We start from the raw sequence: 21,348 nt of genomic DNA, 5'->3' as shown, positions 1-21,348 counted from the left end.
GGCAGTCAGTCGTCCACTTCCATATAGGTGGCGGTTTGCGCACCTTTTTCAGACACGGCAACACTGTACAGCCGCACCTCGCGGGCCTGCGGGTCGTCGTGCGTTGCCAGCAGCTCGGCCATGCACCGCCAGATGTGCCGGGCCAGATTTTCCGAGGAGGGGTTGGCAACGTCAAATGGCGGCGTTTCGTTGAGCAGCCGGTGGTCCAGCCCGTCGAGTACGGTCTTGAGGCCCGTCTTGAGGGTCTTGAAGTCGAGCAGCAACTCCGTATCGCAGGTCAGGCGTTGCCCCTGCACGGTCAGCTCAACCGCAAAGTTGTGCCCGTGCATGCGCTCGCACTTGCCTTCATAGTGCCGCAGGGCGTGACCTGCGGAAAAATCGTCGCGTACGGTCAGCCGCCAGAAAGCGCCTTTTGTCATGACAGTATCCAGTAGACCACAAAGGCCGAAATAATGACAATAATCATAGCCAGCAATATGCGGACGTTTTGATTCCATTCAAAACCGGGGCGCGGATCGTCCAGATCGGGGTCGCCTGTAGAGGGCGGCGTAAAGAGGCTTTGCATCCAGGAAAAAAAAGACATGAATTTCCAGTTTGTTGCAGGTTGATTGGGCGTATTCGCAGCACAAGGATAACAATTGCGCGGGATATGTCAAAATGGCGAAACAGCGTGGTTTTACCCGGGGTTGCCTGTTTTTGCCAAGAGTTGCCCCGCCGCTGCCAGTTTGTAGCTATTTTGTTGCCTGATTGCTGTCCATCTGCAGTCTGATTGCTGCCCGGCGTTCACGTTGCGCGCTCACGTTGCGGCGGCCCCGCGCGGCGGCGCGCTGCCGGTTGACGAAGCGCCGTCACCCTGAAACACTTGGCCCATGAAATGGCGAACAGTGCAGATCAACACCCCCGAGGGAACCGTCAGCGCCGTTGCCCCGGAAATTATCGCGGTCAGCCGGGCAACGGACATCCCGGCTTTTTACGCGCCGTGGTTTGTCAGCCGCCTGCGCGCCGGGTATGCCCGCTGGATCAACCCCTTCAATGGCCGATCCCAGTTTGTGGCCTTTGACCACACGCGGATGGTCGTGTTCTGGAGCAAAAACCCGCAGCCCCTGCTGCCCCTGCTGCCGCAGGTGGAGGCCCGTGGGCTGGCCTGGTATCTGCAGTTTACGCTCAACGATTATGAAGAAGAAGGCTGGGAACCCGGCCTGCCCCGACTTGCGCGGCGTATTGATACGTTCAGGCGGTTTGCCGACATCGCCGGACCGGAGAGGGTCGTGTGGCGTTTTGACCCGCTCATGCTGGCGGGCGGGCTGGCCAGAGACCCGCTGGGTTGCGAAGCGCTGCTTGAGCGCATGGAGCGCGTGGGCCGCGCGCTTGCGGGCTGCACCAGCAAACTGGTGTTCAGCTTTGCCGACATCGCCGACTACCGCAAGGTGCGGGAAAACCTGCGCAGGGCGGGGCTTGGCTGGCGCGATTTTACGCGGGAAGAAACGCTCCGCGTTGCCGCGGGGGTGGCCCGCATCGCCGGTGATCTGGGCATTGCCGCCTGCACCTGCGGTGAAAAGGGCGATTTTGCCGCCCTGGGCATCAGCCACAACCGCTGTATTGATCCCGAGCTTGTCCTCAGGCTCACCAACCGGCATCCTGATATCCTGCGGCTGTTTGGCCTTGCGCAACCGCGACAGCTGGGGTTGCCGCTTGCCGGGCCGTCTGGCGACCCGCCCTCGGCGGCAACCGAATACCCGCGCGACAGCGGCCAGCGGGCGCAGTGCCTGTGCGTGCCCTGCAAGGACGTGGGCCAGTACGATACCTGCCCCCACGGCTGCGTGTACTGCTACGCCAATACTTCGCCCGCCACGGCGGCCCGCAAGTATCGGCTGCACGACCCGGAGGGGGAGAGCATCAGCCCGCAGCAATAGCCCGGCAGAGGCTCAGGGGGCGGGCGTTGCCCCGGCTCTGTCCTCCATTGGCGCAAAATGCACGGTCACCAGCAGCACTTCGGCCCGCGAGGTGTTGCGCAGGGGCGGGCCCCAGGTTCCCGTGCCCGCGCTGACAATGGAGTGGAAGCTGCCCTTGGTCAGCAACCCCAACGGGTTTTCGTATTTGCGTTCAATCACCAGATTGAAGGGCCACAGCTGTCCGTAATGGGTGTGGCCCGAAAATTCCAGCACGGCCCCGGCGTCGCGGGCCTCGGTTAGGGCTGCGGGCTGGTGGTCGAGCACCACAAGGGGCAGCTGGCGGTACTGCTGGGGCAGGTCTGACAGAATTTCTGCCAGGCTGTCGCGTTGCGTGCCGGTAAAGCCGGGCTTGCTCAGGTCGTCCCTGCCCGCCAGTATAAAGCTGTCGTCCACAACCGCCCACTGGTCGCGCAGTACCTGCATGCCCACGCTGCGTAAAAAATTCAGGCTCCTGTCAATGGAACCCGAAATATACTCATGGTTGCCGGGTACGGCCCAGTGGCCCAGCCGGGGCTGGGTCAAAGCCAGGGCCGCCGCAATGGCCTGCGCGTCGAGCTTGATGTGGTCGTCAATAATGTCGCCCACATAAAAAATGGCGTCGGGCTGCTCCGGGGCCAGCAGCTGCATGGCTCTGGCCAGTCGGCCCGCAGTTATCAGTCGGCCCAGATGCATGTCGGTAACAATGCCCAGCCGCAGTGGTTTGCGGGTCAGGGCGTCGGGCACCGGAGCCTGCATGCGCACGGTGATGTCGTACTGCCGCAAGGCGGGAAAGGCCGCGTTAAACCAGCTGGCCGCGCCCAGCAGTACCGGCAGGCCAAGCACCAGCAGCACGGCTCCCCAGCGTGGCGCCATGGGCGGCGCGCAGCCAAAAATTCGTGCGCCCAGCCCCCACACGTCGGCAAGCAGCGCCAGGACAAAGGCGTAAAAGGCCACGCCCATCCAGAACGCGCCCGCCCGCAGCAGCCACACATGGGCCAGCGTTGCCCCATGCCCCTTGTACAGCAGGGGAAAGGCCGCGCCCAGCACGAGCACAAGGGCGCAGAGCACAAAACGCAGCCAGCCCGCGCCCGAAAGAGCGCGCCAAAGCCACCAGGATATCCAGCCGTTGATGATGGCCAGGCCAATGCCTGTTACCAGAAAAAATCGGAACATATATTATAAAGCCCAGGCGGCAAGAGCTTTATCCAGGTCTGGCCCGGGTCTGACTTTTAGAGTGTTGTCGAGATGCAGCAGGCACAGATGCCCGTCGAGCAGCACCTGGGCGTGGGCCTCGACCGGGCCGGGATACTGCTCCAGCAGATTGCGCAGGGCCAGCATGTCGTCGCGGCCAAGACGGTGGGCCGGTATGTGCACGCACACGGGGGTGTCGCTCAGGCCGCAGGCCTCGGCCAGCGACCGGGCGCTCTGCCCCAGCAGCTTGACCTCGCGCGGGGCGTCCTCCGCCTCTTCGTCCATATCGGCATTGTCGGCATTGTCCGTCTGGCTGTCGAGCCGCGCCACCAGACAGATGGGCTGCTCCGAGCGCAACAGGTCGCGGCATTCGGCATAGGAGCGGGGAAAGAACGTCACTTCGGCGTGGCCGGTGAGGTCTTCAATGCCCACAAATGCCATGCGCTCTCCCTTGGATTTGGTGAGCACTTCCTTGACGCTGACAACCAGCGCCGCGCAGCGGATCTCCGCACCGGGAAAAAGCTCGCGCGCGTCTTCGAGCGTTGTAAGGCCCAGGCGGCGTATCTCGCGCACAAAGGGCTGCAGCGGATGGCTGGTCAAAAAGAAGCCCAGGGCTTCCTTTTCGGCCCGCAGCTTGTCGTCGTCGGCCATTTCGGGCAGCGAGGCCTCCGGGCAGTCGAACCCGATGCCGGGCTGAGGGGCGCTTTCCACTGCCGGGGCCATGGAGAGCAGCGAAACCTGATTGGAGTTTTTGTCCTTGGCTTTTTTTTGCGCGCGGGCAACCACGATTTCAATGGCCGCCAGCAGGGCGGCGCGGGGCAGGCCAAAGCAGTCGCACGCGCCGCCCTTGGTGAGCGATTCGAGCACGCGCTTGGTAACCTTGCGCAGGTTGACCCGGCAGCACATGTCAAACAGCGAGGCAAACTCGCCGCCCTCGGCGCGGGCCTCGACAATCTCGCGGATGGCTTCGTCGCCCACATTCTTGATGCCGCCAAGGCCAAAGACCACCTTGCCGCCGTGGGCCGTAAACTCGCGCTGGCTCTGGTTTACCGAGGCCTGCACCACGTTGATGCCCATGTCCTTGCAGCACGAGACGTACTTGAGCAGCTTGTCCTGGTTGCCCATTTCAGAGGTGAGCAGGGCGGCCATAAACTCGACCTTGTGGTGCACCTTGAGGTAGGCCGTGTAGTACGAAATAAGCGCGTATGCGGCGGAGTGCGACTTGTTGAAGCCGTATTCGGCGAATTTTTCCATCAAGTCGAAAATTTCGTTGGCGTTGTCTTTGCTGATGCCGTTTTTTTCCGCGCCGGCAACAAAGTTGACGCGTTCCTTGGCCATGGCCTCGGCTTTCTTTTTGCCCATGGCGCGGCGCAGCAGGTCGGCCCCGCCCAGCGTGTAGCTGGCGATGATCTGGGCGATCTGCATGACCTGTTCCTGATAGACGATAACGCCGTAGGTGTCGCGCAGGCAGTCGGAGAGCGACGGGTGCGGATAGACCACAGGCACCTGCCCGTGCTTGCGCTTGATAAATTCGTCCACCATGCCCGAACCCAGCGGGCCGGGGCGGTACAGGGCCAGCATGGCGATGACGTCTTCAAAGCATGAGGGCTTGAGCATGCGCAGATACTGCCGCATGCCCGAGCTTTCAACCTGAAAAACGCCGTCCGTGTCGCCACGGGCATACAGCTCGTAGGTTTCGGCGTCGGTGAGGGGCAGGTTGTCGAGGTCGGGCGGTTCGTTACCCTGCAGGGTGATATTGTCCAGGGTATCCTGAATCAGGGTCATGGTCTTGAGGCCCAGAAAGTCAAATTTAACAAGCCCGGCCTTTTCGGTCATGGGGCCGTCAAACTGGGTCACAAGTTCGCCGCGTTTGCCCTGATAGAGGGGCAGGTATTCCTCCATGGGCTTGTCCGAAACCACCAGCCCGGCGGCGTGGGTGGAGGCGTGGCGGGCCAGCCCCTCGAGGCGGCGCGCCGTGTCGAGCAGGTGCGTGACCTTGGGGTCGGAGTGGTAGAGGTTCTCCAGCTCCGGCTCCGCCTCAAGGGCCTTTTTGATGGTCATCTTGAGGTCGGCGGGCACCAGCTTGGCGATGCGGTCGGTTTCGGCAAAGCTCATGCCAAGGGCGCGGCCCACGTCGCGCACCACGCCTTTGGCCTTCATGGTGCCAAAAGTGGTGATCTGCGCCACAGAGCCCTCGCCGTAGGTCTCGACCATGTGCTTGATCACCTCGCCGCGCCGACGTTCGCAAAAGTCCACGTCGATATCGGGCAGGGAGACGCGTTCGTTGTTCAGAAAGCGCTCAAACAGCAGATTGTACGGAAGCGGGTCAAGGTTGGTGATGCGCAGGGCCCAGGCCACCAGCGAACCAGCGGCAGAACCGCGCCCCGGCCCCACGGGCACGTTGTGGTTTTTTGCCCAGTTGATGAATTCCTGCACGATAAGAAAGTAGCCGGGAAAGCCCATTTCAAGGATGACGCGCAGTTCGTACTGCAGGCGGTCGCGGTACATCTGCATGTCCAGCGTGGCTCTGTCGGGGTGTTTCTCCAGCCTTTTTTCAAGGCCTTCTTCCGCCAGACGCCTAAATTCGGAGTCGAGGCTGGCCCCCTCGGGCAGCTTGTATACCGGAAAGTAGTGGTGGCCAAAGTCCAGCTCCACATTGCACTGCTCGGCAATGCGCACGGTGTTGGCCAGCGCCTCGGGCACATGGGCAAAGGGCTTTTCCATCTCTTCGATGGATTTGTAGAACAGCTCGTTGGTGCCAAAGCGCATGCGCTTGGGGTCGTCCATGGTGGTCTGCGTCTGGATGCAGAGCAGCACCTCGTGGGCCTCGGCGTCATCTGCCGTGAGGTAGTGGCAGTCGTTGGTGGCGACCAGCGGCACGCCCGTGGTTGCCGACAGCTCCAGCAGGGCGTTGTTGGCCTTGGTCTGCTCCGGCAGGCCGTTGGACTGCAGCTCAAGGTAAAACCGGTCGGGATAGATATCGGCGTATTCGCGCGTAAGGCTCAGTGCCTTGTCCATGTCGTCCGCAAGTATGGCGCGGGGTATTTCGCCCGCGATGCATGCCGACAGGCAGACGAGACCCTCGGAATATTTGCGCAGCAGGGGTTTGTCTACCCGGGGTTTGTAATAAAAACCCTCAAGGTAGCCCTTGGTCACCAGCTTGACCAGGTTGTGATAGCCTGTGTTGTTCTGGGCCAGCAGGATGAGGTGGTTGCGGCGGCGGGCCAGGGGGGAGTCGGTGCTTTTGTCCGTGTGGTCCTGGCAGACGTAAACCTCGCAGCCAAAGATGGGCTTGACGCCGTAGTCTTTGCAGCCCTGAAAAAAGTAGGCAGCGCCAAACAGGTTGCCGTGGTCGGTTATGGCGCAGGCGGACATGCCAAAGTCTTTGGCGCGGGCGCACAGATCCTTGATGCGGATGGCGCCGTCAAGCAGGCTGTATTCTGTATGGCAATGAAGATGGACAAAATCTGACATGGAAGCTCCAAAAGCGGCAACGGCGGGCATTACGGGCGCGGACGCCCTGCGGCGGGGCGCGCCGAAAAAATTTATAGCACAGGGGCGGGGGGGGCTTCAAGGCGGCTCGGCGGGCGAGGCGGCGGAAGCGTCAGGTCCGCTGGTCGCCAGAGCTTTTATAACAGTTTAAAATAACTATAATATTCAATGCATCATGCACTGCTGACCAGCTGGCCGAGACGGGCTCAGGGCTAAGGGTGTTGCAGCCGCAGCAGGGCCGCCGCCCCGGCAAAAATGGGGCGGCGCTCGTGCACCAGAGCCCCGCTCCGGTGCACGAGCCCCTCAATGCCGCCCGTTTGCATAAAATTTGACTGGCCAGCGCGGCTGGCGCGTAGCGCCGCATGCGTCCTGCCATGTATACCGCCCAGAACCCGGGCCAGAACCCCGCCCAGAACCCCGCCCAGAACCCCGGTCAGCGCCATGAGGCCTTGCGCCGCAAGGACGGCAGGCAGTTCAAGATTGCGCTCGGCCAGTTTGAAGTCGGCCACCAGCACCGTCTCGGCGTTTTGCAGGGCCAGACGCAGCAGCGCTTGGCCCTGATCCTCGGGCAGATGCCACAGGGCGAAGGCAAGACGCACGCAGGGCAGGGCCGCATTGCGGGCGGTCGCGTCGCTGACTGCACAAAGCCGCTGCAGGTCGGGGGTGAGCGGTGCGTGGGCGTACGCCTCCGGCCAGGGTACGCCACGGGCAAGCAGCGCCTGCCAAAAATAGGCCGGGCAGTCAGACATGCTTACTGGCTCCGCTGCGCAGCGTCCAGAAGTCCCAGCAGATAGTCGCGCGCCGGGGCCTGGGGGGCCGTGTCGGGCAGGTGGCGCAGCAGTTTTTGCGTGTGCCCGTCCTGCAGAAACTTGCGTCGGCTTGAGGCAAAATGCAGGTCAAAAAACCATGTGCCCAGCAACAGGCGAAAGTCGTTGACGCAGCTGAGGTCGGCATAGGCCGCCACCCGGTGGTCGCGCACCGCCTGCATGATGGCGGGGCTGGCGATGGTGGGGTCGTCCGGCTGCTGCAGCACCACGCTGGGGTTGTAGGGGCCGGGGCCGTTGAGGTGCTCGTCCATGATCCGCAAAATGTCCAGTTTGTCCGCATCGCGCACCACATTGGTGACCAGGGCCACCAGGGCGGGCGTTTTTGCGGGCAGGGCAAAACGGTTGTGCATGCCCACGGCCGCCATAACCACCTTGCGCGTTTCAGGGGTTTCATGCGCAAGGCAGCGGTGCGCCTTGAGAATGCGCACGCCCATCTGCCCGTGGTTGCACGATTCCCTGTCCCGGAAGGTGTGGTAGCGCAGATATTGCTCAAACCGGCCCACGTCGTGGTACAGCGCCGCCAGAAGACTCTGCCGCGCGGTTGCGGCGTCAAAGCCCTCGCCCTCCACGGTATGGCGGGCATTGTCCAGCACATGCATGGTGTGCGTGATTTTAAGATCCATGGGAGAGGCGTCGCCCGTTTCCATGGCCTTTTTTTGGCTGGCGTAGGCGGTAAACCATGCCAGATGGGTAGATATATCTGCAAGTGCAGGAGAGATCGCGCTGTTCATGAAAGACAGATACGCTCTGGTTTTCGGCAATGCAAACAGCCCCTGCGGGGCTACTGGCCGGGCGGCGCGGGCGAAAGCAGCTTTTCCGGCACTTCGCCGGGGCCGGGAATTACCAGTGTTTCCGGGTTGATGCTGTACCAGGCAAACCACATGGAATACGCGCCGTAAAACTGCGGCATGGACGCGCCCTTCATGTTGCCCTCAGTCGCAACGCCTGATCTGGGGTCCCACAGGCTGCGGGTTGTCAGGTCCATGAGCTTGCCGTTCTGGGCAACGAACAGGAACGGCTCGGACCATATCTGACGGTTGAAAAGACGCACCACTTCAAGCCCTCGGTCGTAAACGGCCACCAGGGCGTGCGGCCCCACAAAAAAGTTTACCGCGCCTTTTTTTCTGACGTAGCCGATGTCGATGGCCAGCAGATATCCCTCGTACTCGATGCAGAACATGGGTGTTTTGCGGGCAAAACGCTTGTCCATGCGCTCGACAGGGTAGATGAGCCTGTCGTTGTCGTAGTAGGTGCCCCTGCGCAGGTAGTTGCCGTAGGGGTCGCGCCCGTATGGCTTGTTGCCGTTTGGCTTGGCCAGCACCACCGCCTGCGGAAAGGTGCGCTTTGCCGCGCCCCAGTTTGTCCAGTACACGGGGGCCATGGGCAGCCCGCGGCCCAGCAGGGGGCCGTCAAAGGCCATGCCTGTCTCCTGCAGCCAAAGGCTGCCGGAATTGCGGTCGATGAGCACGCTGTTGCCGTCGTAGAGGCGTCCTTCGGTGTCAAAAATAAGGTTCAGGCCGCCCATGGTGGAGTCATAGGCCATGAGCGTGCCCGTGGTGGGACAGTAGGTGATGGCGTAGGCCTTGTCGTCCACGATTTCGTTGACGACCTGATGCCAGACCATGATGCGCTGCGGGTACACGCGCGGCCCGCCCGGCAGCATGACCACAAAAACCACCTCGTCGTCGCTGAGGCTCAGGTTTGCGTCCTGCACAAGGTCGTAGCGCGGGCGGTACAGGGAGGGGATGGAACCGTACTTGACGCCGGTTTCAACCATTTTGCCCATGATGGCGGCAAGTTCCTGCAGACTGCGGGGCCGCGCCTGCGCCGGTCCGTTCCACAGCACGCCCAGGCAGGCCATAACCAGCAGCGCCGCAATCAGGCCGCGTCCGGGCAGGCGGGCAGGCGACAACACCCGCCCCGAGGCAGCGCCGGCACGCCTCACTGCGCCCCACCTTTGCCAGTGTGAGAGGGCAGATATTCGCTAAAAATATAGTCGCGCAGGGCCTGGGGCCATGGGCGCAGGGGCTTGCCCAGCAAACCGGCCAGCTTGCTGTTGTCCAGTACGGAAAAAACCGGCCTGCGGGCTTTTTGCGGCCACTCCGCCGAATCAATGGGTACGACGCGGCACGAAGCCCCGGCAAGCGATACCGACTCGCAGGCCAGATCGCACCAGCTGGCCTGACCGCCGTTTACGGCATGCCAGATGCCCGCCGCGCGTTTTTCGGCCAGGGCGGCGCTCCAGTGCGCCAGATCAAGCGTGTAGGTGGGCGAGCCTGTCTGGTCGTGCACCACATTTATGGAGTCGCGGCGCTGGCAGGCGGCAAGGATGGTATCCACAAAATTTTTGCGTCCGGGGCCAAAAAGCCAGGCGGTGCGCACAATGCAGGCGCGGTCTGGCAAGATTTCCATCACGGCCTTTTCGCCTTCAAGCTTGGTGCGGGCATAGACCGAGGCGGGCTGGGGCAGGTCGGTTTCTTTCCAGGGGGTTTCGCCCGTGCCGGAAAAGATGAAGTCGGTGCTGTACTGCACAAAAAAGCCCGCGCTCTGCGCCTTGACGCAACGCGCAATGGCTGCGGGCAGGGCACGGTTGAGCTGGCAGGCCTCGTCCTTGTGGTCCTCTGCATCGTCCACTGCCGTCCAGGCCACAGTGTTGAACACTACGTCGGCCTGCGCCCCGGCAATGGCGGATTGCAGAAAGGCCATGTCCAGCAGGTTGCCGTTTTCACGGCCCAGGGTTGCTACTTCCCACTCGCGGGCTTTAAGCACTCGCGTCAGGGCCTGGCCCAAAAGGCCGGTTGCCCCACCAAGTACCAGAGCTTTTGCCATGCGACCCCCAAAGGTTTGCCCGTCAAACGGTGCTGCTGATGTGCTGGCCATTCTCCGGCACAGTATCCCCGCATCGTGGCCGGGGTCAATACAGTACAGGCAGGTCAAGATCAATTTCATACGGGCGCGCTTGGGCATCAGACATCCACGCGGCCTTCTTGCCTCAGGGGCGCAAGTGACGTACAAAAAAGCCCCATGAAACATGCCATTCTTCTGGTAGCCTTTGGCGCGAGCAACCCGCAGGGACAAAACGCCCTCAAAGGCTTTGACGCGCTTGTGCGTCAGCGGTATCCCGGAGTTCCGGTACGCTGGGCCTATACCTCGCTGCTGTTGCGCGAGCGCATGGCCCAGGCCCGCCAGAAGAGCGACTCTGTCTTCAAGGCAGTATGCCGCCTGGGGCTTGAGCGTTTTGAAGCCGTGGCCGTGCAGCCCCTGCAGACCATACCGGGGCAGGAGCACGGCGATGTGCGCGCTGCGGTTGAAGAGGCCGCAGCCCAAGAGCATCTGCTGTGCCGGGTGGGCGCGCCCCTGCTGGCCTCGGCGGGCGATGTGCGCGCAACGGCCAGCGCGCTGGTGCGGCATTTGCCCGCCGGGCGCGCGGCTGACGAAGACGTGATCTTTATGGGCCACGGGGCGGAGCACGAGGCGGTTGCCCGCTATGTGGACCTGGCGGCAGCCGTGCGCGAGCTTGACAGCCGCGTATACGTGGGCGCCATGAACGGAGCGGTGACGCTTGAAGGAATTTTGCCCAATCTCGTTTCACGCCGGGTATGGCTTATGCCGCTTTTGTCGGTAGTGGGCCGCCATGCTCTGGAGGACATGGCGGGCGAGAACGGACACAGCTGGCGCAGTCGCATTGAGGCCCACGGCCATCAATGCCTGCCCGTACTCGTGGGGACGGCGGAATACGCCGGTGTGGCTGAAATATGGCTGCGGCATCTTGAGGATGCCGTTCAATCCCTTGCTGCAGGCTGGGAGAAGAGGTGACCTATGCGTGGATTTTTGGCGGCTATACTGGTTTCGGGGCTTTTGCTGGGCGGGTGCGGCACCATGGGGACGGGCGATACCGGCCCCAAGGAAAAGGTAAATCTTGCCGCTGGCGTGCAAAATGCCAAGGCCAATGCATTTAACCCCTACATGCGCAGCTCGTTGCCCAACCTGCGCGCAAATGATGCCGAAAGTCAGGCCATGCTGCAAAAAATGGGCGGCCGTGCGACTTCCATCGAGGGTGAAGCCGCGTACCGGCCCCAGTGGAAACAGGAACTTTACCCCGTACTGTTTGGCGACCCCAAGGCGCCGCACGAAGTGCTTGTGCTGCTCGACTTTGCCTCGCCGCAGAGTGAAAAGGTGTGGCATGCCGTGGCGGAAGCCAGCCGCTCCGTTTCGCCCCAGCAGTGCAAGGTGGTGGTATTTGCCAACAGCAAGGAATATTACGGCACCGACCTCATGGGCATGGGCATCTGGATTTCTTACTCCCGCCCCGGCCAGGCCATGCAGTACATGACCTATGCGCTCTCGCGCTGGAACGAGGTAAAGGCCGCCCAAAAGAAGGCCAAGGGCCGGGTTGTGGCCTTTAACAACGAGTATGACGCCACGGTGGAATCCTCGGACTTTCCCATCCACTACAGCTACATGAGCAAGCTGCGGCCCCCGGTGAACTCCGCCGAGGAACTGGCCGTGGGCAAATACTGCTACAATGCGGGCAACGTGAACCTGTATCAGGCCCAGCAGATTGCCCAGTATTTCGGCATCAAGACCCTGCCCGCCGTGGTTGTCGACGGCAACGTGCTTTCGTCCGTATCTGCCGGCAGCATACTTAAGGCCATGGAATAGGCAGCTGTTTCAGCCGCGCGTGTATTGCAGCAAGGCCCGCTCTCTGAGCGGGCCTTGCTTTTTCCTACGGACGGCAAAATCCGTTACGGGGGAGCTGGAGAGAGCTGGAATGCCCTGGGCTGAAATGCCTGGGCTGGAATGCATGCCGGACAGCCTTGACCCAACCTGTACCACCTTGTGCTCTGGCAGGCTATCCGCTGCATGATGGACAGGAAAGATTGCGCGCGTCTGAACGGCTCGGCTCCGCAGGGGGCGGGCTGGCAGCTAGAGCAGGTTGTGGTCGAGGCGGTAGATCATTTCTATGGGATTGAGCAGTACAATGCGTCTGCCCGAGGCCACAATGAGCCCTGCGTTGCGAAACTGCTGCAGGGTGGCGCTGACAGTTGGCTGGGTGGAGCCGACCATGGAGGCCAGCTGCTCTTGCGGGATATTCAGCGGAATTTCGCAGGGCTGGTTCCAGGCTTCGGTGGTGCGCAGGGTTTCGTAGGCCAGCGAGATAAGCAGGCTGGCCAGGCGGTTGGCCACGTCGCTGTTCTGGCGGCGCACCAGATCGCCCATCTGGCGCAGTCTGCGCCCCAGCAGGGTGATGACGCTGCGGGCGAGGGGGTAGTGCTCCTGCAGCATTGCCTCAAAATCCTGCCGGTTGATGGCGTAGAGCACCGAGGCGCTGGCCGTCTGGGCGCAGGCCTTGCGGGGAGAGTTGTTCAGCACCTCTGAAATGCCAAAAATTTCACCCTTCATGCGCAGCGAAAAGGTCATTTCCTTGCCTGTGCGGTCCATGCAAAAAATCCGTATCAGGCCGGATTCTATATAAAAGCAGGAATCACCGGCATCGCCCTCAAGAAAGACCATTTCATTTTTGGGCAATTCAAGGCACTGGGCGTTTTTTAAAAAGAGGCTTTTGACCTCGGCGATGCCCTTAAAAAAGTCCTCTTTTTCCAGATGCCAGTACGTGTCCATGGAGGCCCTTCCCTGTATGGAGCGCCTGCGCCCCGCCGTGCAGTAACGGCGGGACGCAGGCGGCTTTATCAACAGTACGTTGCGCTATCAGGCCTTGTCCAGCCGGTTGACGTAGCGGTAGGTCTGTTCCTGCCCGTTGATGTCGCGGCACTTCCAGATAATGAAGTTTGAGCCCATGATGGGGCGCAGTGAAGCTTTGAAGTAGCCCAGCTGATAGGGCATTTTTATTTCAAGCGCGCCTGCCGGGCAGGCCTTGATGCAGGACATGCAGTCCCAGCAGTCGCGGGCGGCCCGCAGATAGGCCTTGCCCGTGCCGGGGTTCAGGGCCATGAGATCGCCGGGGCATACTTCTTCGCAATGGGTTTCTTCGCGCCCGTTGCAGCCGTTGCATTTGCGCGTGTCGATTTTAGGCGGCATTGTTGTTCTCCTGACTTAGGGCTTGTACCTGTCGCCGGGCAGCAGCTGCTCGTAGGGACGGGTAAAGGTTGTCATTTCTCCCGTGGCGGGGTCGCGGCGCGATTCCACAAAGCAGTCAAAGTTTTCGTCGTCGCGTTGCGGGTAGTCCGAGCGGGTCTGCCAGCCAGCCCAGCGGGTCTCCTTGCGGGCCTTGAGGTGGTGCACCACTGATTCGGCCACATCCACGCGGTCCATGGTTTCGTTGGCCTGCATGAGGTCGTGCAGATCGTTGGCGCGCAGGTACTGAAACTGGCTTTGCAGTATCTTGATGTGCCTGAGGGCGTAATCGAGCTGCTGCTCGTTGGCGCGGTAAAACTGGCTGGAACCCCCAGCGTATTCGTCCATGAGACGTTGCAGGCGTTCCTTCATTTCCAACGGGCTCACGCCTTCCTCGTCGCGCGAGAGCAGCGGGGCGTATATGCGCGCCTTTTCCTGCTCGATCTGGTTGGCGTCGTGCTCCGGCGCATGGGCCACGGTCATGTATGCCAGGGCCCCGCGCGCGGCCAGCTTGCCCTCGGCGCAGCAGCCGCCCACAAATTTGTTGGGGTTGCCGCCCGCTGTTTCACCCGCCGCAAACAGGCCGGGCAGGGTGGTCATGCGTTCCATGTCCACCCAGTAGCCGCCGCCGGTGTGCCCGCCCATGATGTAGGGGTCGGACCCGAAAATCTCGATGGGTTCTCTGGAGGGATTCTGCCCTCGGCTGGCGAGAAAAAGCACGAAGGAAGGACGTTCGTTAAGGTAATCTTCCATCATGGCCTTGGTTTTTTCGGGCGACATGTGGGTGGTGTCGCAAAAGCAGGGGCCGCGACCGGACAGCCATTCTTCCATGGGAGCGTTGGCGCGGATGTAGCGGGGTGCCGCATCGCCGCCCAGGCTCGCGTAGCGGCTCATGACGCGCTCGCCCAGCGAGTTGATGATGGGCGCGCCGTAGCCCACGGAGATGGTGTCCACAGGGCCGCAAAAATCCTTGGTGCGCGTGGCGACCCAGCGCTGCTCAAGGCTGGTGAGCTCCGCGCCCTGCCGCAGGCCCATGGCGTAGCCGGAGCCGACGCAGTAGGGGCACATCCAGATTTGCGAACCGCTGTCGGTGGAGTCGGCCGTGTAGGACTTGTACAGCGTGCCTGCGCCGCCGGTGCTCACCACCGTGGCCCGCGCGCGGAACACGTAGAACTTGCCGTCGCGCACGCCAAAGCCCATGGCCCCGGTGCAGCGGCCATCGGTTACCAGCAGGCCCGTGGCGGCCACGCGGTTGTATACGTCCGCGCCTGTCGCAAGGGCTTTTTCCGCCATGATGGGTTTGAGCTGCTCGCCGTGGATGGAGATATCCCATTTGCCGCGGTAGCGCACATTGCCCTGCGCATCCTTGAGGATGGGCAGGCCCCAGCGTTCCAGATCTTCCACGCATTCGTTGAGCTCGCGGGCATTGGAAAGGGCCAGGTCTTCGCGCAGGGGGCCGCCGCCCACCTGCGAGCGGCTCCAGCGCACCAGGTCTTCGGGCGTCTTGTCCGGCGGAATATAGGTGTTGATGGCGTCCATACCGGCGGAACACGCGCCGGAGCGCATGATGTCGGCCTTTTCGACAATGACGATCTTGGCTCCGGGGTTGAGGCGGGCGGCCTCGGTCGCCACAAAGCAGCCCGCGTTGCCGCCGCCGATGATCAGCAGGTCGGCGCTTACCTCGATGGTTTCAATGTCGTTCAGGCTGGTTGGCCGAAAATCGACCGCATGGGTTGTTTTTATACGTGCCATAATGTCCTCTTGGGCAAAAGGTTGGGGCTGTTAGGGCAAGGTAACGTTTTGTTTAAAAAGGCCAGGGCGCGGCGGGGTTCCACACGGGCATGCCCAGCAGGGCATACCAGGGGGCCATGATGCATACGCCGTAGGCAATGGCGATGAGCACGGCTACCGAGCCCACTTTGGCGTAGTCGGCGGTAGAAAAGGTCTCTGTGCTGTGGGCGATGACGGCGGCGGTGATCTGCGTGGGCAGCAGGTAGGCAAATGTGTCGGTGTCGCACACCAGCATGGTAAAGGCCACGGGATGCAGCCCAAGCCTGGGAGCCATGGCAAAGACCACGGGGGCCAGCATGGCCACGGCCGCCACGTTGGAGAGCATGCCAAGGCGGATGATGTGCGTGCCCACCATCATGGTCAGCAGCGTCTGCCACCAGTTCATGCCCACGACCCAGGCGTGGATGTGGTCGGCAAGCCACTGCGCCACGCCGGCCTGCGTCATGGCCGTGGTCATGGTCATGGCGCCGCCCAGCAGCAAAAAGGTTCCCCAGATGGTTTTTTGCTGTACGGCCTTCCACGTGCAGGGCATTACGCCCGGCGCAAACAGCACCATCATGCCCACAAGGCCGATAACGCCCAGAGGCTGGCGGTGCAGCTCATAGATAAAACTGCCCTTGCCGGTCACAAACATGAACCCGACCAGCAGAAAGATGCCCAGCAGCACTTTTTCGGGCGTGGTCATGGGGCCCATTTCCGCATAGCGGTTTTCAAGCGTGGCCGCGCCGCCAGCAATGGAAATGCAGCTGGTGTTAAAGTAGTAGCGCGTCCACCAGTTGGTCAGCACAAACATGCCAAGGTAAGGAAATTGCAGGAGCATCCAGTTGAGAAAGTTGATGTTGGTGAAGCCGTTTTTTTCAAAAATGCCCACCAGGATCATGTTGGGCAGGTGGGCAGTCATGATGAACATGCCGCAGATCATGGAGCCGTAAACCAGCGACTGGATGACGATGGCTTTTTTGGCGGCGCGTTCTTCGGGCGAGTCGCCCAGCAGGTTGCAGATGCCCTGCACCACGGGCAGCAGGGTGGCGGCGCGGGCGTTGGCCGCCGGAACCAGAAAACCCAGCACGATGTTGACAAAAAACATGCCCCAGACAACCCGGCATGCCGAGGACGCCTTGAAGCGGGCCAGGATGCCCAGCGCAATGCGGCGGTCAAGGCCGATGAGCTGCATTACCGCCGCCACCATAAAGGCAAACAGGCACAGCCAGAGGACGTGGTCGGTAAACCCGGCAAAAATAATCGCCATGGGCGGCTTGCCGTTGGTCCAGGGCAGGGCCTGGGTGATCAGCAGCATGGTGGGAATGGAAATGCCGGTTATACCGGCGGGCATGGCCTCGCTGACCCACATGATGCTGGCCCATACCACAATGCCCAGCACTGCCATGCCGTTGTGCGTAAGCCCGGTAAACGGGGGGATCACCCCCCACAGCAAAAAGAAGGCAACCCACGCAAGGACGAATCCTGTAAGGACGCGCAGGGGGTTTTTCCCTGTATTACGAATATTTTCACAAAGATAACCCCAAAAAGATTGCCTTGCGGCAACAGAAACCTGAGTCATAGACCTACCCCACGGTAAGATGTGTTCGGTACGCGCGTGGATACCGAACTTAGGGCAGATTGACCTTGCGTTCCATTTGCTGGCTGATAATTGCGAAAAAATTTCTTGGCCTGGCAGTATGCGTTGCGGCTTCAAGGCGGTGTGCAGTCGGGGCGGCGCAGGGCATTTGCTGCGCTATAACATATTGAATTGGTATGAATAAATCACGGCAATGCGCTGCGGCATCCGACGCTGTCGCCAAATGCCGGGCATTTTACCGCCAGAGCGCACAAAAAAATGCCCCGTGGGGGGGGCAATTTTTTTTGGCAAAGCTACATGCGGAAAAATTCCAGAGGCGGGGCCTTGGGGATCATGCCCGCGTCGGCCAGCTTTTGGTAAAAGAGCATCAGCCCCTGCTGTTCTTCATCGCCCAGAGTGTAAACAAGGCCCTTGCTGTAGTAAAAGGCCAGCTCGTCGCGCGACAGGGGGCAGCCGTGGGCTGTGAGGTCGAGAATCACGTCCATGTGTTCAAGGCCCCAGTCGCGCCCCTGCCGCAACAGTGCGCCGGGGTCGCTGGTAAACAGGTTGGCCTCTGCCGCCGCGCGGCTGACCACCCACAGGCCAAAGATAAAGGGCAGGCCCGTCCAGTCGCGCCAGGCCTCGGCCAGATCAAGCCGATAGGGATAATCGGGGTGGTTGCGCAGGCGCAGGGCCTCGTCGCCAATGGCCAGAAAGGCCACCGGCGGATTTTTGCCGCGCAGGGCGGGAGTTACCTGCCCGGTGGAATAGCTGACGTTGAGCTTGAACTGGTCGCGCATGATCAGGCGCAGCAGGGCGACCGAGGTGTGGGTCTCGCCGCTGATAAGAATCTCCTGCCCCTCGAGTTGCTCAAAAGGCACGCGCGAGAGCAGCAGCACGCTCATGACCGGCCCGCGCGAGCCGATGGAGAGGTCCTCCACCAGCTGGTAGCGTTCTGGGCGGCTGGCGTATTCAAAGCACGAGCAGGACGAAACATGCAGCTCGCCGCGCGCCATCATGGTGTTGAGCAGAGCGGGCGGGCCGGAAACCAGCTCGTAATCGTGGGGCAGGATGCCCGCTTCGAGCGGATGATAGATGGGGAGTACGTTGAGGTAGCCAATACGGCCCATGCGCAATACGGGGGGATTTTTATCTTGCGTGGTCACGGGACGGTCACCTTTTGCCAGGGGCAATGCCGATGGACGAAGTTTGAATGTATGTCAAAAAAAGCGTTTCCGGGGGCGTGCCCCCGGAAACGCCCGGCATCTGTGCGGCGGCCTTATACTTCCGGTTGGGGAGATACAGGCGTGTAATCCATGGTGCGCTGCACAGGGGTAAAGCCCGCCGTGCGTATGACCTTGTGGATGTCGCTGCGGTTCATGCGGAAGGAAACCCCCGCTGCGGCCACCACGTTTTCTTCAATCATCAGCGAGCCAAAGTCGTTGGCTCCGTAGAACAGGGCCAGCTGGGCCACCTGCGGGCCCATGGTTACCCACGAGGCCTGGATGTTGGCGATGTTGTCGAGCACCAGGCGCGACACGGCCAGCAGGCGCAGATAGGCGGGCGCGGGCAGCGGGTCTACGTTGATGCGCGTGTGCGCGGGCTGGAACGTCCAGGGAATAAAGGCCGTAAAGCCGTGGGTGCGGTCCTGCACCTCGCGCACGGCAAAAAGGTGATCAAGCCGGTGGGCGGGTTCTTCCTCATGACCAAACATCATGGTGGCCGTGGTGCGCAGCCCCAGCTTGTGGGCTTCTTCCATAACGCCCAGCCACTGCTCGGCAGTGCACTTGTTGGGCGACACCTGGGCGCGTACTCCCGTGTGCAGAATCTCCGCCCCGCCGCCGGGCAGGGATTGCAGGCCCGCTTCTTTCAGGCGGCGCAGCACCTCGTGCACGGAAAGGCCGAACTTCTCCGACCAGAAGAAAACCTCGGGCGGCGAAAAGGCGTGGATGTGCAACTGCGGCCATGTGGCGTGCATCCAGCGCAGCAGGTCTTCGTACCACTCCAGCGGCAGATCGGGGTGGTGTCCGCCCTGCAGCAGTACCTGCGTGCCGCCGAGGGCCAGGGTTTCGTCGATTTTCTGCGCCATCTCGTCACGGCTGATGACGTAGCCGCCTTCCTGGTCGGGTGCGCGAAAAAAGGCGCAGAAGCGGCAGGCGCAGACGCAGACGTTGGAATAGTTGATGTTGCGGTCGCCCACATAGGTGACAACAGGCTCGGGATGCATGCGCAGGCGCATGGCGTGGGCCAGCTGGGCCAGGGTGTGCAGGCTGGCCTTGTAGTACAGGGCCTCGGCGGCGGCGCGATCGAGGCGCTGGCCGCTGGCGGCCATGGCTGCGGCCTGACGCACGTCGGCATAGTCCGCTCCCTGTTCGTCAAAGGGACTGTGCGCGGTAAAAAACGTACTCACTGGCGCGCCTCCGGGGATTCGTCGTTCAGGGTATTGAAGGTGGCGTTGCGCCGCACCGGGGTAAAGCCCGATTCGCGTATGAGGTGCTCCAGCTCCTCAATGGTCATGCCCTGGGCGGACTGCGCGCCCGCCATGTGGCCGATGCGCTCCTCGGTGATGGTGCCGTCCAGGTCGTCCGCGCCGTACCACAGGGCAACGGGGGCCAGCTTGGGGGCCATCATGATCCAGTAGGCCTTGAGGTGGGGAATATTGTCGAGCATCAGTCGCGACACCGCCACCGTGCGCAGCTGGTCCAGCCCGCGCTGGGGGCCGACCTTGTCTTCGGGCAGCTTGAGGCGGCTGTGCTCGGTGAGGAAGGGCAGCGGAATAAAACAGGTAAAGCCGCCGCTCTTGTCCTGCTGTTCGCGCAGGCGGCAGAGGTGGTCGATGCGGTGCTCGTACGATTCGATATGCCCAAACAGCATGGTGCAGTTGGTGGCGATGCCGAGGCTGTGGGCCTCGCCCTGGATGCGCAGCCAGGCTTTTGCATCGGCCTTGTGGGGGCATATCTGCGGGCGCAGCGTTTCGTCAAAAATTTCGGCGCCGCCGCCGGGCATCATGACAAGACCGGCGTTTTGCAGGCGCTTGAGCACCTCAAGGGTGCTGATGCCTTCAAGGCGGGCAAAGTGCTCTATCTCCACAGCCGTAAAGGCTTTGACCGGCAGGTTGGAGTTGAAGGCCCGCACCGCGCGGATCATCTCTTCAAACCAGGCCAGGGGCCGGGTGGGGTGGCAGCCGCCCACAATGTGCAGCTCGTCCAGATGCAGGGGGGTTGCGTCGGCGGCCCGCAGCCGGGCCAGCACGTCGTCCAGGCTCAGGACAAACGCGCCGGGTTCGTCCTCCGCATCGCGCCTGAAGGCGCAAAAGGTGCAACCGTTGACGCACACGTTGGTGTAGTTGATCTGGCGGTTGACCACATAAAAAGCCTTGTGCCCGTGCAGGCGGCAGCGCACATGCAACGCCAGCGCGCCCACGGCGGTAATGTCCGGGCAATTGAACAAAGTAAGCCCATCTTCGGGCGAAAGCCGCTCCCCGGCGAGCACCTTTTCGCGGATAGACGAAAGGCCCAGGGCGGCGTAGTATGTTGCGTCTAGCATATCTGAATCCTGTGCATGGATTGGGGGCAAAATGCCGCTCGCAGATTAAGCCCCCCCGCCGCACGCTGTCAATGTGAGGAAAAAATGTCTGCCTTGCAGCCGCAAAACCTGTCTTTTGGCCTTTCGCCCTGTCCCAACGACACCTATATATTTCACGCCATGCTGCACGGGCTTGTGCCTGTCCCCGCTTCCATCACGCCGCATATGGCCGATGTGGAAGAACTGAACAACCTTGCCCGGCAAAAAGGCCTGGATGTAACCAAGATGTCGCTTGGCGCAACCACCGAAATCATGCAGGATTATGCCCTGTTGTCCTCTGGTGCGGCATTGGGCTGGGGCTGCGGCCCCCTTGTGGTTGCGCGCAAAAACCTCAAGCCCGAAGACTGGCGCAACGCCACTGTGGCCGTGCCCGGTCTGCTGACCACGGCCAACCTGCTGCTGACCCTGCACGGGGGCTTTCAGGGGCCGCGCAAAGAGATGCTGTTCAGCGACATCATGCCCGCCGTGGCCAGCGGCGAGGCGGATCTTGGGCTGATCATCCACGAGGGGCGCTTTACCTACGCCCGGCAGGGGCTGGTAAAACTGCTTGATCTGGGCCAGTGGTGGGAGGGCGAATTTGCGCTGCCGCTGCCGCTGGGGGCCATTGCCGTGCGGCGCGATCTGCCGGTGGCGCTTGCCCGCCGCGTGCAGAACACCATTACCGCCAGCCTGGCCTATGCCAACGCGCACCCGGAAGACTCGCGCGAATTTATCCGCGCGCATGCGCAGGAGATGGAAGAGAGCGTGACCAGCGCGCACATCAAGACCTTTGTGACGGATTTCAGCCTTGACCTTGGCCTGGCAGGCCGTGCGGCCATCCAGACCCTGGTGGGCCGCGCTGCGGAGCTTATGGGCAAAAGCCTGCCGCCGGAAGGCCTGTTTTTGCGTTAGCCCGCAA

General features: G+C 61.9%; 19 protein-coding genes. 4 read left to right on the top strand and 15 right to left on the bottom strand.

Annotated elements, in window-relative coordinates:
• Positions 1-5: 5 nt before the first annotated feature.
• Both queD and DDIC_RS13825 read right to left on the bottom strand, forming a co-directional pair.
• Positions 6-419, bottom strand: a complete 414-nt coding sequence (gene queD, locus DDIC_RS10105) for a 6-carboxytetrahydropterin synthase QueD (protein WP_136400318.1) — start codon at positions 417-419, stop codon at positions 6-8.
• Complete coding sequence (locus DDIC_RS13825; protein ID WP_168732532.1) at positions 416-583, bottom strand: hypothetical protein; 168 nt, start codon at positions 581-583, stop codon at positions 416-418. The genes queD and DDIC_RS13825 overlap by 4 nt, the downstream gene beginning before the upstream one ends.
• A 286-nt stretch (positions 584-869) precedes the next feature.
• Between DDIC_RS13825 and DDIC_RS10100 the strand changes: the two genes are divergently transcribed.
• Entirely contained in the window at positions 870-1,913 is a 1,044-nt protein-coding gene (locus DDIC_RS10100) for a DUF1848 domain-containing protein (protein WP_136400317.1), read from the top strand.
• 12 nt (positions 1,914-1,925) lie between these two features.
• On the opposite strand, the gene DDIC_RS10095 is transcribed toward DDIC_RS10100, so the two are convergent.
• The 6 genes from DDIC_RS10095 to rfbD all read right to left on the bottom strand — a co-directional run bounded on the left by DDIC_RS10095 (position 1,926) and on the right by rfbD (position 10,270).
• Positions 1,926-3,104 carry a metallophosphoesterase gene (locus DDIC_RS10095; protein WP_136400316.1) on the bottom strand — a complete coding sequence of 393 codons (1,179 nt, stop codon included), beginning with the start codon at positions 3,102-3,104 and terminating at the stop codon, positions 1,926-1,928.
• A 3-nt stretch (positions 3,105-3,107) separates the two neighbouring features.
• Complete coding sequence (gene dnaE / locus DDIC_RS10090) at positions 3,108-6,596, bottom strand: DNA polymerase III subunit alpha (RefSeq protein WP_136400315.1); 3,489 nt, start codon at positions 6,594-6,596, stop codon at positions 3,108-3,110.
• Between the two features lie 230 nt (positions 6,597-6,826).
• Positions 6,827-7,363, bottom strand: coding sequence for a hypothetical protein (locus DDIC_RS10085; protein WP_247647451.1), 537 nt, complete (start codon positions 7,361-7,363; stop codon positions 6,827-6,829).
• A 2-nt stretch (positions 7,364-7,365) separates the two neighbouring features.
• Positions 7,366-8,172: an HD domain-containing protein gene (locus DDIC_RS10080; RefSeq protein WP_136400314.1), complete on the bottom strand. Its 807-nt coding sequence runs from the start codon at positions 8,170-8,172 to the stop codon at positions 7,366-7,368.
• Between the two features lie 50 nt (positions 8,173-8,222).
• Entirely contained in the window at positions 8,223-9,386 is a 1,164-nt protein-coding gene (locus DDIC_RS10075) for a DUF3179 domain-containing protein (RefSeq protein ID WP_247647450.1), read from the bottom strand.
• Positions 9,383-10,270 (bottom strand): dTDP-4-dehydrorhamnose reductase, encoded by an 888-nt coding sequence (gene rfbD, locus DDIC_RS10070; protein ID WP_136400313.1) that lies wholly within the window; start codon positions 10,268-10,270, stop codon positions 9,383-9,385. Before rfbD ends, DDIC_RS10075 begins: the two co-directional genes overlap by 4 nt.
• A 195-nt stretch (positions 10,271-10,465) precedes the next feature.
• On the opposite strand from rfbD, the gene DDIC_RS10065 reads away from it, so the two are divergent.
• Both DDIC_RS10065 and DDIC_RS10060 read left to right on the top strand, forming a co-directional pair.
• Positions 10,466-11,257, top strand: a complete 792-nt coding sequence (locus tag DDIC_RS10065) for a sirohydrochlorin cobaltochelatase (RefSeq protein ID WP_136400312.1) — start codon at positions 10,466-10,468, stop codon at positions 11,255-11,257.
• Between the two features lie 3 nt (positions 11,258-11,260).
• On the top strand, positions 11,261-12,103 hold the full coding sequence (locus tag DDIC_RS10060; protein ID WP_136400311.1) for a hypothetical protein: 843 nt from the start codon (positions 11,261-11,263) through the stop codon (positions 12,101-12,103).
• Between the two features lie 264 nt (positions 12,104-12,367).
• Here the strand turns inward: DDIC_RS10060 and DDIC_RS10055 are convergent, their stop codons facing one another.
• From DDIC_RS10055 to mqnE, 7 genes are all read right to left on the bottom strand, one after another.
• Positions 12,368-13,063: a Crp/Fnr family transcriptional regulator gene (locus DDIC_RS10055; protein WP_136400310.1), complete on the bottom strand. Its 696-nt coding sequence runs from the start codon at positions 13,061-13,063 to the stop codon at positions 12,368-12,370.
• 87 nt (positions 13,064-13,150) lie between these two features.
• Positions 13,151-13,480 carry a 4Fe-4S dicluster domain-containing protein gene (locus tag DDIC_RS10050; RefSeq protein ID WP_136400309.1) on the bottom strand — a complete coding sequence of 110 codons (330 nt, stop codon included), beginning with the start codon at positions 13,478-13,480 and terminating at the stop codon, positions 13,151-13,153.
• 15 nt (positions 13,481-13,495) lie between these two features.
• Positions 13,496-15,268, bottom strand: a complete 1,773-nt coding sequence (locus tag DDIC_RS10045; protein WP_136400308.1) for an adenylyl-sulfate reductase subunit alpha — start codon at positions 15,266-15,268, stop codon at positions 13,496-13,498.
• A gap of 52 nt (positions 15,269-15,320) precedes the next feature.
• On the bottom strand, positions 15,321-16,868 hold the full coding sequence (locus tag DDIC_RS10040; protein WP_136400307.1) for an SLC13 family permease: 1,548 nt from the start codon (positions 16,866-16,868) through the stop codon (positions 15,321-15,323).
• A 311-nt stretch (positions 16,869-17,179) separates the two neighbouring features.
• Positions 17,180-17,995 carry a menaquinone biosynthetic enzyme MqnA/MqnD family protein gene (locus DDIC_RS10035; RefSeq protein ID WP_136401098.1) on the bottom strand — a complete coding sequence of 272 codons (816 nt, stop codon included), beginning with the start codon at positions 17,993-17,995 and terminating at the stop codon, positions 17,180-17,182.
• A 149-nt stretch (positions 17,996-18,144) separates the two neighbouring features.
• Positions 18,145-19,197 carry a cyclic dehypoxanthinyl futalosine synthase gene (mqnC, locus tag DDIC_RS10030; protein ID WP_136401097.1) on the bottom strand — a complete coding sequence of 351 codons (1,053 nt, stop codon included), beginning with the start codon at positions 19,195-19,197 and terminating at the stop codon, positions 18,145-18,147.
• 74 nt (positions 19,198-19,271) lie between these two features.
• Positions 19,272-20,411 carry an aminofutalosine synthase MqnE gene (mqnE, locus tag DDIC_RS10025; RefSeq protein ID WP_136400306.1) on the bottom strand — a complete coding sequence of 380 codons (1,140 nt, stop codon included), beginning with the start codon at positions 20,409-20,411 and terminating at the stop codon, positions 19,272-19,274.
• 84 nt (positions 20,412-20,495) lie between these two features.
• Between mqnE and DDIC_RS10020 the strand changes: the two genes are divergently transcribed.
• Positions 20,496-21,341, top strand: a complete 846-nt coding sequence (locus tag DDIC_RS10020) for a 1,4-dihydroxy-6-naphthoate synthase (RefSeq protein WP_136400305.1) — start codon at positions 20,496-20,498, stop codon at positions 21,339-21,341.
• Positions 21,342-21,348: the final 7 nt, after the last annotated feature.

It is taken from the genome of Desulfovibrio desulfuricans (genome assembly GCF_004801255.1).
GTDB classification, from domain to species: Bacteria; Desulfobacterota; Desulfovibrionia; order Desulfovibrionales; family Desulfovibrionaceae; genus Desulfovibrio; species Desulfovibrio desulfuricans_C.
Note: the sequence above shows the minus strand (reverse complement) of the source record. Positions and strands in the feature narration are given on the sequence as shown.